Origin of the sequence: Aeromonas sp. A35_P, assembly GCF_002259925.1 — a bacterium.
GTDB classification, from domain to species: Bacteria; Pseudomonadota; Gammaproteobacteria; order Enterobacterales; family Aeromonadaceae; genus Aeromonas; species Aeromonas dhakensis.
The window spans coordinates 1-11,671 of the sequence record NZ_NEVB01000037.1 but is presented as its reverse complement, the minus strand read 5'-3'; the positions used below and the strand labels follow the sequence as shown (position 1 = coordinate 11,671).

8 protein-coding genes and 1 pseudogene are annotated in these 11,671 nt (G+C 62.8%); 3 read left to right on the top strand and 6 right to left on the bottom strand.

What is annotated here, in order from left to right:
• Positions 1 to 133: 133 nt before the first annotated feature.
• A pseudogene (locus CAK78_RS03380) lies at positions 134 to 439 on the top strand (hypothetical protein); the annotation flags it as partial.
• A gap of 63 nt (positions 440 to 502) precedes the next feature.
• Here CAK78_RS03380 and CAK78_RS03375 read toward each other — a convergent pair.
• From CAK78_RS03375 to argC, 6 genes are all read right to left on the bottom strand, one after another.
• On the bottom strand, positions 503 to 1,147 hold the full coding sequence (locus CAK78_RS03375; RefSeq protein WP_094696361.1) for an FMN-binding negative transcriptional regulator: 645 nt from the start codon (positions 1,145 to 1,147) through the stop codon (positions 503 to 505).
• Between the two features lie 144 nt (positions 1,148 to 1,291).
• Entirely contained in the window at positions 1,292 to 2,674 is a 1,383-nt protein-coding gene (gene argH, locus CAK78_RS03370) for an argininosuccinate lyase (protein ID WP_094696360.1), read from the bottom strand.
• A 442-nt stretch (positions 2,675 to 3,116) separates the two neighbouring features.
• Positions 3,117 to 4,352 (bottom strand): argininosuccinate synthase, encoded by a 1,236-nt coding sequence (locus CAK78_RS03365; protein WP_010635203.1) that lies wholly within the window; start codon positions 4,350 to 4,352, stop codon positions 3,117 to 3,119.
• Between the two features lie 54 nt (positions 4,353 to 4,406).
• Positions 4,407 to 5,345 carry an ornithine carbamoyltransferase gene (locus CAK78_RS03360; RefSeq protein WP_176452647.1) on the bottom strand — a complete coding sequence of 313 codons (939 nt, stop codon included), beginning with the start codon at positions 5,343 to 5,345 and terminating at the stop codon, positions 4,407 to 4,409.
• Positions 5,346 to 5,370: 25 nt separating this feature from the next.
• Positions 5,371 to 6,150, bottom strand: coding sequence for an acetylglutamate kinase (gene argB / locus CAK78_RS03355; RefSeq protein ID WP_094696358.1), 780 nt, complete (start codon positions 6,148 to 6,150; stop codon positions 5,371 to 5,373).
• 23 nt (positions 6,151 to 6,173) lie between these two features.
• Entirely contained in the window at positions 6,174 to 7,181 is a 1,008-nt protein-coding gene (gene argC / locus CAK78_RS03350; protein ID WP_094696357.1) for an N-acetyl-gamma-glutamyl-phosphate reductase, read from the bottom strand.
• A 268-nt stretch (positions 7,182 to 7,449) separates the two neighbouring features.
• Between argC and argE the strand changes: the two genes are divergently transcribed.
• Both argE and ppc read left to right on the top strand, forming a co-directional pair.
• The gene (gene argE, locus CAK78_RS03345) at positions 7,450 to 8,595 is read left to right on the top strand and encodes an acetylornithine deacetylase (protein WP_094696356.1); all 1,146 of its coding nucleotides are present in this window, start codon (positions 7,450 to 7,452) and stop codon (positions 8,593 to 8,595) included.
• Positions 8,596 to 8,810: 215 nt separating this feature from the next.
• On the top strand, positions 8,811 to 11,444 hold the full coding sequence (gene ppc, locus CAK78_RS03340; protein WP_005308531.1) for a phosphoenolpyruvate carboxylase: 2,634 nt from the start codon (positions 8,811 to 8,813) through the stop codon (positions 11,442 to 11,444).
• The last annotated feature ends 227 nt before the right edge of the window (positions 11,445 to 11,671 follow it).

The following is an 11,671-nucleotide window of genomic DNA, read 5'->3' as shown; positions in this document are numbered from 1 at the left end:
GGCGGTGCGCCTATCGAGATCATCCGCCAGTACATTGAGCAGCAGCAGACGCCACACTGACCGCCGCAAAGGACGCCTACGGCGTCCGCGCTATCCTTCCCCGGCCTGAAGGCCGAGGCTTGCCGCGCACTCGGTCAAGGAGGCAAACAGCGAGCAAAACCGTCCCGCCATCAACCACTTCATGGGGGCGCTGATGCAAACCCTGGGTCAGGAGTACTCGGGCCAGTCCCTGCCCCAGGCCATCGACGCCGCCCGCACCCAGCTGGCAAATGGCACCCAGAGCACCCGCCTCGACGCCCTGCAGAGTGAGCTGGACACCCTCAAGGGCTCCCTTGGCAACAGCGATCTCAGCCTCGATCAGCTGCTCTTCGCCTTCAAGCAGACCCTGCCCAATGGCAAGGGGGAAGGCGTTGGCAAGCTGCTCAATGCCAGTGCGTGAACGGCGGTGAGCAATAAAAAACGGCAACCCTGAGGTTGCCGTTTTTGTTAGGCCGGACCCCTGCTAGCCACGCCAGGGTAGTGAGGAAGGTGGAGTCAGCATCGCCTCTGCCAGCGCGCTCTGTCCGCGCTCCTGCAGGGCATTGGCTGCGCCCAGGCGATCCGCCGCCTCCTTGTTCTGACCCAGCTTGAACTTGCCGACCAGCCCGGTTATCTCGATTTCAATGCCGACGACCGCCTGCACCATGGCCTCGAGATAGTCTCGCGGCGCGTCCGCCATCTTCCATGGCGCGGGCTCTGCGGCTTCATGGGTGCGGGTCAGATTTGCCAGCAGCCGGCGCACGAAGCGGGCATCGTCGCGGATCTGGATGCGACCGTGAGCATGTACCACGCTGTAGTTCCAGGTCGGCACCAGCTTGTGATGCTCCTGCTTGCCCGGATACCAGCTGGGAGAGATGTAGCCATCTGCAGCCTTGAAGATCACCAGCACCTCGTCGCCGTCTTTCACCTCCTGCCAGAGCGGATTGTTGCGGGCCACATGGGCACGCAGGACACCATGTTCCCCTTCTCCAGCAGCGAATTCGAACGGCAGGTGGTTGGCATCTAGTCCCCCTTCACCATGGGTGATCAGAGCCCCCAGCGGATAGGCTCGGATCAGCTGGTGCAGAGTCTCGGTGTCGGTGACGGCAAAATGGGGTGGCAGGTACATGCAGGTTCCTTCTGGTTGGCGCTGAGTTCCATTCAGCCTGGTCAGGGATTCATGCCCGCTTTGCCGCCATCGGGGCAAGCGAAACAGGCTGATAAGCCGACATAAAAAAGAGGGCTGACGCCCTCTCTTGATGTTCCTGTGCGCTTAGGCGCGTTTGGCCAGCCACTGTTCGGCGGCAATGAGGGCCGATTCGATCTGCTCACGGGCGACGCCGCCCTTGGCAACCCGCTTGGCCAGGGTCGCTTCCAGCTCCAAGTTCGGATAGACATCCTCCCCCACCACGGGGCTGAAGCGCTGGAACTCGGGGAGGGAGAGCTCTTCCAGCGGCTTCTTCACCTGGATCGCGTAGACCACGGTTTCACCGACGATATGGTGCGCCTCGCGGAACGGAATGCCCTTGGCCACCAGATAGTCTGCCAGCTCGGTGGCGTTGGCGTAGCCGCCCTGGGCCGCCGCCATGGTGCGCTCGCCATTGACCTTCAGATCGATCAGCACCAGCGCCGCCATGTCGAGGCAGTCGTGCCAGGTGTCTAGGGCATCGAACAGCCCCTCTTTGTCTTCCTGCATGTCCTTGTTGTAGGCCAGCGGCAGCGCCTTGAGGCTCATCAGCATGCCCAGCTGGGCGCCGACCACCCGGCCGGTCTTGCCACGGATCAGCTCCAGCGCATCCGGGTTCTTCTTCTGCGGCATCAGCGACGAGCCGGAAGTGACTGCATCGGACAACTCGACAAAGCCAGCCTCGCCGGTGTTGTAGAAGATGAGATCTTCGGCAAAGCGCGACAGGTGGGTCATGGAGAGGGACGCCACGTGCATCAGCTCCACCACGTGATCCCGATCGGAGACCGAATCCAGGCTGTTGCGAGTGGCGCCGGCAAAGCCCATATCGAGCGCCAAGGCTTCGCGGTCGATGGCGTAGGCGGTGCCCGCCAGGGCGCCGCAGCCGAGCGGGCTGGTGTCGAGGCGCTTGAGGGCATCCTGCAGCCGGGAGTAATCCCGCTCCAGCATCTCCACATAGGCCAGCGCCCAGTGGGCGTAGGTGACCGGCTGGGCCCGCTGCAGATGGGTGTACCCCGGCAGCACGGCGGCCTGATTGGCGCGGGCGGAGGCCACCAGCCCCTGTTGCAGGGCGGTGATGGAGCCGAGCAGCAGCTCGCCCTGGGCCTTGCACCAGAGTTTGAGATCAGTGGCGACCTGATCGTTGCGCGAGCGGCCGGTGTGCAGCTTCTTGCCCAAATCGCCGACGGCGGCGATAAGCTGGCTCTCGACCCAGGAGTGGATATCTTCGGCGTCCGAACTCAGGATCTGCTGGGGATCCTGCTGCACAGAGGCGAGCAGCACTTCCATCGCCTGCTGCAGCTTGCCCTGTTCACCCTCGGTCAACACGCCCACCTTGACCAGCGCTTTGGCCCAGGCCATGGAGCCCTGAATATCCTGCTCCGCCAGCCGGTAATCGAACCGCAGCGAATCGTTGAACTGCTTGAACCGGCTATCGGCTCCCTGACTGAAGCGTCCACCCCAAAGTGCCATACTGCTCTCCTTGAATACGTTGTCGGCGGCGCCTTGCGCCTGCCGTACTCGCGCGGCCCCTTGGCCTGCGCGCAGAACTCTTGCCCTGTATTTTTCTGCATAACAGTGCGCTGGTGAGCGACGCTGTTGCCGTTGAACATGTCACATCCAGCAACTGCGAACCGATCCCCTCTCCCTCAGGGAGAGGGCTAGGATGAGGGGAATGGCCAATGACCTCCCCCTCATCCCCAACCCTTCTCCCGCAAGGGGAGAAGGGAACAAAGCACACCAAATCATTCGAAAACCGCCCCTGTTATCTCACAGAAGCGGCCGGGGCGCTGCCGCTCTTGTCACAGCTCATCGGTTATACTTCCCCTGCTCACAGGCGAGGGAATCAGGTCGCCGCTTATGAGTGAGGGGGCCAAGCCCCCTCACCTGTTTCTGCGGCTTGGAACCTATAGGGTTAGCCGTGGGTGTGATCGCCACCGATAGCCTGATGCTGCTCCTTCATGGCGCGGATCCGGCTGGCCAGGGTGTAGAGACGGATAAAGCCTTCGGCATGGCTCTGGTCGTACACTTCGTCGGCGCCGAAGGTGGCGAAGTCTTCGGAGTAGAGGCTGTTCGGCGACTTCTTCTGCACCGCGGTGACCTGACCCTTGTACATCTTCAGCACCACTTCACCGTCCAGATCTTCGGCGATGGCGTTGGCAGAAGCGACAATGGCCTTGCACAGCGGGGTGAACCAGCGACCGTCATAGACCAGGTGGGAGAACTCGGCACCCAGCTTCTCCCGCCAGGCGCGGGTCGGGCGATCCAAGACCAGCTCTTCTACCGCGCGCAGCGCGGCGACCATCACGGTACCGCCCGGGGTTTCGTAGCAGCCGCGGGACTTCATGCCCACCATCCGGTTCTCGGTGATGTCGATGCGGCCCACGCCGTGCTTGCCGGCACGCTCGTTCAGAGTCATCAGGATCTGGTGCGGGCTGAGCGGCTGGTCATCAACGGCCACCACTTCACCCTGGGCCACGGTCAGCTTGACGTACTCCGGCTGATCCGGTGCCTGTTCGGCGGAAACGGTCCACTGCCACACCGCTTCGGACGGCTCGTTCCAGGTGCTCTCCAGCTCGCCACCCTCGGTGGAGATGTGCCAGGCGTTGGCATCGCGGCTGTAGATCTTCTTCAGGGTCGCCTTGCAGGGGATCTGACGGGCTTCCAAGTAGGCCAGCAGATCTTCCCGGGAGCGCATGTCCCACAGACGCCAGGGGGCGATCACTTTCAACTGGGGCGCCAGCGCGGCCACCGCACCCTCGAAACGCACCTGATCGTTGCCCTTGCCGGTGCAACCGTGGGAGATGGCATCGGCCCCTTCCGCCAGTGCGGCCTCGACCATCGCCTTGGCGATCACCGGACGGGCCATGGAGGTCCCCAGCAGGTAGGTGCCCTCATAGACGGCGCCGGTCTTCAGGGTCGGGTAGACGTACTCTTTGACGAACTCTTCCCGCAGATCCTTGACGATGCACTTGGTGGCGCCGGAGGCGATGGCTTTTTGCTCGATCCCTTCCAGATCGTCACGCTCCTGACCGACGTCGGCAACGAAGGCGATGATCTCCGCGTCATAGTTTTCCTTCAGCCAGGGAATGATGGCCGAGGTATCCAGTCCGCCCGAGTAAGCCAGTACGATCTTGTTGATTCCGCTCATTTACTTCTCTCCATGATGATTCGATAAAAGGGTGTGATTTGGGGTCGGTTGCCGTTATTTGTGCCCCTGACCATGTCCAAGCAAGGTCAGCAGCACGGCGTTCTGGATATGCATCCGGTTTTCTGCCTCGTCCATGATGAGGGAGCCAGGCCCGTCCATGACCTGAGAGGTGATCTCCAGCTCCCGGTGCGCCGGCTGGCAGTGCAGCACGTGCTGGATGCCGGTGCGGTCGAGCAGGGCCTGGTTGATCTGATAAGGCATAAAGATATCTTTTACCTGCTCCATTGGCGTGTTGTCACCCATGGAGACCCAGGTATCCGTGTAGGCCACGTCAAACCCTTCGATGGCCGCCACGTCGTCGCTGATGTGGATGGTCGCCCCCGACTGGGCCGCCAGCGCCTGGGCCGCCAGCGCCTGGGCCTGCAGGAAGATCTGGGTATCCGGGCCGTGGCCTTTCGGGCAGACCAGGGTCACGTCGGTACCCAGGGTCGCCCCCAGCAGCAGCAGGGAGTGACTGACGTTGTTGCCATCGCCGAGATAGGCCAGCTTCACCTTGGACAGATCGGCGTAGTGCTCGCTGATGGTCATGAAGTCCGCCAGCCCCTGGCAGGGGTGGTAGAGGTTGCACAGGCTGTTCACCACCGGCACTGTGCCGTGCTCCGCCAGCTCAACCAGAGTCTGGTGATCGAACACCCGGGCGACGATGGCATCACACCAGCGCGACAGGTTGGCGGCGAAATCCTTCACCGATTCGCGCTTGCCGAGCGCGCCGTTCTGCTGATCCAGATAGACGCTGTGGCCGCCCAGCCTAGCGATGCCGATGTCGAAGGTGACCCGGGTGCGCAGGGAGGGTTTCTCGAACAGGGTCACCACGCTCTTGCCCGCCAGTGCCTGGCCGTACTTTTTCGGATCGGCCTTGACCGATTTGCCCAGGGCGATCAGCGCCTCGATCTGGGCCTTGCTCAAGTCGCTGTCTTTCAGAAGATGTTGCATCGGATGTTCCTTGTTCCGGTGGAGATCAGAGAGAGACCTGGGTGCCAACCGCACCGCCAGCCAGCAGCTTGAGCAGCTGATCCGGGTAGCGCCAGCTGGCGACACAGACCGGCTTGCCCAGGGTCTCGGCGGCATGCAGGGCGGCTTTCACCTTGACCGCCATGCCGTCGCTGATCACCCCCTTCTCCATCAGATCCAGCGCTGTCAGCTTGTCGAGCTGAGGCACCAGCTTGCCCTTGCCATCCAGGATGCCGCTCACGTCGGAGAGCATCACCAGGTCGGCGCCCAGCGCCTCGGCAATGGCGGTAGCCGCCTGATCCGCGTTGACGTTCATCAGCTGGCCGTCGGCGGTGATGCCGATGGAGCTCACCACCGGCAGGAAGCCCTGAGCGAGGATCCCCGCCACCAGTGCCGGGTTGCCCGGCTGGCAGTCACCGACCGCGCCGAGTGCCGGGTCGAGCTGGGTCACCTGGCACAGACCACCGTCCGCCAGACAGAGCCCCACCGCCGGGATGCCGGTGGCGATGGCCTTGGCCATCATCTGCTTGTTGGCGGTACCGGCCAGCGCGCCGGCAATGAAGGGGATCTGCTCGAACGGGGTCACCCGCAGACCGTTCTTCTTGGTGGAGGTGAGACCCAACCCCTTGAGCAGGTCATCCACCAGGCAGCCGCCGCCGTGCACCAGCACCAGGGGTCTGTGCTGCTCGTCCAGAAAGCTTTTGAGGGTGGCGAACAGGGCGGTCAGCGCCTCGTCGTTTTCGATCAGTGCGCCACCCAACTTGATTACCAGAGTCTGCTTGTTCATCGTTGCGATCCTTCCTTGAGTCCTTAAATCAGGCCGGTGGCCGGTTCAAATCCGAATTTGATATTTATGCACTGCATGGCCTGGGAGGCGGCGCCCTTGAGCAGGTTGTCGATGGCGGATACCACCACCAGCATGTTGCCCTGCTGTTGCCAGGCCAGATCGCAGTAAGGGGTGCCCGCGACGCCACGGATGGAGGGCATCTGGCCGGTCAGGCGCACCAGGGGCTTGCCCTCGTAGGCCTTGAGGTAGGCCTGATCCACCTGGGTCGGTGTCACGCCGTCCGCCAGCTGCACATAAATGGTGGCCAGGATGCCGCGCACATAGTTGCCAAGGTGAGGCTGGAACAACACCTCCTTGCCCAGGTGGTGGCTGATCTCCGGCTGGTGCCGGTGATTGAAGGTGCCGTAGGGGTTGAGGCTCACCTCGCAGAAGCTGGTGTTGATGGCCGCCTTGCGACCGGCGCCGGAGACCCCGGAGACGGCGTTGATGATGGGCTGCCACCCCTTGGCGATGAGACCGGCCTGCTGCAGTGGCTTGAGGGCGCACAGGGAGGCGGTCGGGTAGCAACCTGGTACCGCAATCAGCTGGGCCGCCTTGACCGCTTCGGCGTTCCACTCGGCCAGGCCGTAGGCGGCCTGATCCAGCCACTGCTCGCTGTCGTGGGTGAAGCCGTAGTAGGAGGCGTAGAACTGCTGATCCCTGACCCGGAAGGCACCGGAGAGATCGAACACCGGCAGCCCCTTGGCGAGAAACTTCGGCGCCAGCTCGGCGCTCACCTCGTGGGCGGTGGCCAGCAGCACCAGATCGGCCTGGGTCAGGATCCGGGTCATGCCATCTTCGTCCAGCGGCAGCAGCGGCTGATCCAGCGCGCCTACCCACTGGGGATGCAGAGCAGAGAAACGCTTGTGGGCGTCCTGGCTGCCGGCGGAAACATAGAGGCCGAACAGCTTGAGTTGTGGGTGGTTCTGGACCAGGGCGGCCAGCTCGGCTCCCGCGTAGCCACTAGCACCGACGATAACGGTGTTAAGCATGTTGAGTATTCCAAGTCAGAGTTCGAGATTCACAGCATGGTGCTGCGGTGCACAAGGGGGTTCGATGCCCCATGCACGAGTGCGGAGGGGCAATTCAGGCGGGTGTGTGTCGTCGGTTATAGATCAGGTGACAGAACATTAACTTTCCCTTACAACTAGAAGCCTTGTCGATGAGCCACGTATTCAGGCAAACTTACAGAATATTCATGCACTCACTTTGCATTTGTATTTTCTAACAGAAACATTCCGGGGAAGCAAGGAGGAGCAGGTGGCCAATCTGGATTTTTTTTCACTCTACAAGAATATTATTGCGATTCCGTCCATCAGCAGCACGGATCCCCGCTGGGATCAGAGCAATGAGGCGGTGATCCGGCTGCTGGCCGACTGGTTCGCTCAGCTCGGCTTTCAGTGCGAGGTGACCTCCCTGCCCGAGCTGCCGGGCAAGTTCAATCTGGTGGCGACGATAGGTCAGGGTGAAGGGGGGCTGCTGCTGGCGGGCCACACAGACACTGTGCCGTTCGACGAGGGGGCCTGGCGCAAGGATCCCTTCAAGGTGACCGAAGAAGGCAACCGCCTCTATGGCCTCGGTACCATCGACATGAAGGGCTTCTTCGCCTTTATCGTCGAGGCGCTCAAGGAGATCGACCTCAAGACCCTCAGCAAGCCGCTGCGCATCCTGGCTACCGCCGATGAAGAGACCACCATGGCGGGGGCCCGGGCCATCGCCGCCGCAGCCGAGCTGAAACCCGACTACGCGGTGATTGGCGAGCCGACCGGGCTGGTACCGGTAGTGGCCCACAAGGGCCACATGTCGGAAGCCATCCGCATCACAGGCAAGAGCGGTCACAGCTCGGATCCCGCCAACGGCGTCAACGCGCTGGAGATCATGCACCAGGCCATGGGCCAGGTGCTCAAGCTGCAGCACAGCCTGAAGGAGAAGTACGCCGACCACAGATTCGCCGTGCCGCAGCCCACGCTGAATCTGGGATACATCCAAGGGGGCGACAGCCCGAACCGCATCTGCGGTTGCTGCGAACTGCACATCGACATGCGTCCCACCCCGCAGGTGGGCCCCGACGAGCTGATGGGCATGCTCAAAGAAGCGCTCTCCCCCATCGAGATCCACCAGCCGGGTTGCCTGCACCTGCAGCACCTGCACGAGCCGATCCCCGCCTATGCCTGCGCCGATGACTCCGAGCTGGTGCGCGAGGCCGAGCGGGCCAGCGGTCGGGCCGCCGAATCCGTGAACTATTGCACCGAGGCCCCCTTCATCCAGCAGCTCGGTTGTGAAACCATAGTGCTGGGCCCCGGCCACATCGCCCAGGCCCACCAGCCGGACGAATATCTCGATCTGTCGTTCGTCAAACCGACCACCAGCGTATTGCAGCACCTGATCCGCCGTTTCTGCCTCTGAACTGACGGGAATGTAAGTAAGTTACATGACATCGCACCTCGGGACAGGTGATGGAAATACATGTTCTGAATCGGCCTGTTATTTGACCTTGCGCAGACAATCTGGGTAGATTGTCACCCTAAGATGACGGAGCATATGTTGTAATCGCACAACAATAAGTGAGGTCGTCTCGCACCCCGGATGGGTGTCAGGCACCAACAAGATAAGGATGTGGAATGAACGAAAAGTACGCCGCACTACGCGCCAACGTAGGCATGCTGGGTCAACTGCTGGGCAAGTCCATCAAGGATCATCAGGGACAGGCCTTCCTCGACAAGATCGAAACCATTCGCCAGCTGGCCAAATCCTCCCGCAAAGGCAATGAGACGGACCGGGAACGTCTGCTCGACACCCTGCGCAACCTGAGCGACGACGAGCTGCTGCCGGTGGCCCGCGCCTTCAGCCAGTTCCTCAACCTGGCCAACGTGGCCGAACAGTTCCACACCATCTCCCGTCGCTGCGAAGAGCAGGTCTGCACCCCGGATCCGCTCGAGCAGATGTTCGACAAGCTGAAAGCCTCCAACCTGTCGCAGGAGGCCATCATCCAGGCCGTGCGCGAGCTGGACATCGATCTGGTGCTGACAGCCCACCCCACCGAGGTGACCCGTCGCACCCTGATCCACAAGCACGTGCAGCTCAACGACTGCCTCGAGGCGCTGGAGCTCTCCGATCTGCTGCCCCGCGAGCGGGACAAGATCCTCAATCGCATCGAGCAGCTGGTCAACCAGGCCTGGCACACCAACGAGATCCGCGAACAGCGCCCGACCCCGGTGGACGAGGCCAAGTGGGGCTTCGCCGTGGTGGAAAACAGCCTGTGGCCGGCCATCCCCGAATTCATGCGCAATCTGGACGAGCGGCTGCAACACCACCTGGGTGTGCGGCTGCCGCTGGATGCCGCGCCGGTCAAGTTCACCTCCTGGATGGGCGGTGACCGCGACGGCAACCCCTTCGTCACCGCCAAGGTGACCGCCGAAGTGCTGGAGCTGGGCCGCTGGATGGCGGTGAGCCTGTTCTACAAGGACATCAAGGAGCTCACCTCCGAGCTCTCCATGTCCGACTGCACCGACGCCGTGCGCGAGCGAGTCGGTGATCACCCCGAACCTTACCGCGCCCTGGTACGCGAGCTGCGCGAACAGCTGCGCGAGACCCAGGAGTTTCTCACCGCCAAGGTGCAGGGCCAGGCGAGCGAGAGCCGGGATCTGGTCAAGACCACCGCCCAGCTGCGCGAGCCGCTGGAGCTCTGCTACCACTCCCTGCACGCCTGCGGCATGGGCAACATCGCCGACGGCATGCTGCTGGACGTGCTGCGCAAGCTGGCCTGTTTCGGCATCCATCTGGTCAAGCTGGACATCCGCCAGGATGGCGAGCGCCACGGCCAGGTCTTCTCCGAGCTGACCCGCTACCTCGGCATGGGCGACTACGCCGAGTGGAGCGAGGACGACAAGCAGGCCTTCCTGCTCAACGAACTCAACTCCCGCCGCCCGCTCATCCCGACCGACTGGGAGCCGAGCGACGAGACCCGCGAGACCCTGGATACCTGCAAGGTCATCGCCCAGCACGATCCCGATGCGTTCGGTATCTACATCATCTCCATGGCTGGCGCGCCGTCCGACGTGCTGGCGGTGCAGCTGTTGCTCAAAGAGGCCGGCTGCAAGTTCCGCATGCCGGTCGCCCCGCTGTTCGAGACCCAGGAAGACCTGATGGCGGGTACCGCCGTGATGGAGCGCCTGCTGTCGGTGGACTGGTATCGCGGTTACATCCAGGGCCGTCAGTACGTGATGATCGGCTACTCCGACTCCGCCAAGGACGCGGGCATGATGGCCGCCGGCTGGGCCCAGTACGCCGCCATGGAATCCCTGGTGGCACTGGCCGAGGCCAACAACCTGCGCCTCACCCTGTTCCATGGCCGTGGCGGTACCGTCGGCCGTGGTGGTGCACCTGCTCATCAGGCGATCCTGTCGCAACCGCCGGGATCCCTGCGCGGTGGCCTGCGGGTGACCGAACAGGGCGAGATGATCCGCTTCAAGTTCGGCCTGCCCAAGGTGGCCATCCAGAGCCTCAACCTCTACACCAGCGCCGTGCTGGAGGGGAACCTGCTGCCGCCGCCCAAGCCCAAGGAGTGCTGGCGCGCCGTGATGGAGCAGCTGGCGTCAGTCTCCTGCGATCACTACCGCAGTATCGTGCGCGGTCATCCTGACTTCGTGCCCTACTTCCGCGCCGCCACCCCGGAGATGGAGCTTGGCAAGCTGCCGCTCGGCTCGCGCCCCTCCAAGCGCAAGCCCAACGGCGGGGTCGAGAGCCTGCGCGCCATCCCCTGGATCTTCGCCTGGACCCAGAACCGGCTGATGCTGCCGGCCTGGCTCGGCGCCCACAAGGGGCTGCAGCAAGCCATCGCCGACGGCCAGAAAGGCGTGCTGGAAGAGATGAGCCGTCAGTGGCCCTTCTTCCGCACTCGCCTCGAGATGCTGGAGATGGTGTTCCTCAAGGCTGACGTCTGGCTGGCCGAGTACTACGACACCCGGCTGGTGCCCAAGGAGTTGTGGGGCCTCGGCAAACAGCTGCGTCAGGAGCTTGCCGACTCCATCCAGGTGGTGCTGGAGCTGCGCCCGCAGGGCGACTTGCTCGACGACCAGCCCTGGATCAAGGAGTCCATCAAGCTGCGCAACCCCTACACAGACCCGCTCAACGTGCTGCAGGTCGAGCTGCTGGGCCGCTCGCGCAACCATGCCGAGACCCTGCATCCCGAGCTGGATCAGGCGCTGATGGTCACCATCGCCGGTATTGCCGCCGGTATGCGCAACACGGGTTGATAGTCGGGGCTATCAAGCCCCCCTCAATGACAAAGGGCGCCTCGGCGCCCTTTTACCACTAGAGAAGTCTATTTGTATGGAGATGGTATTCACCTGACAGTTGCCCACAAAAGGGAGTGGTCATACGGCTTCAAACCGGATAACAAAACGGTACCCCTACCGTGTTATCTGGAGTCACCGTATGACCACCAACGAGAAAGTAGCACGTCGCAAACTCAGCCTGCTAG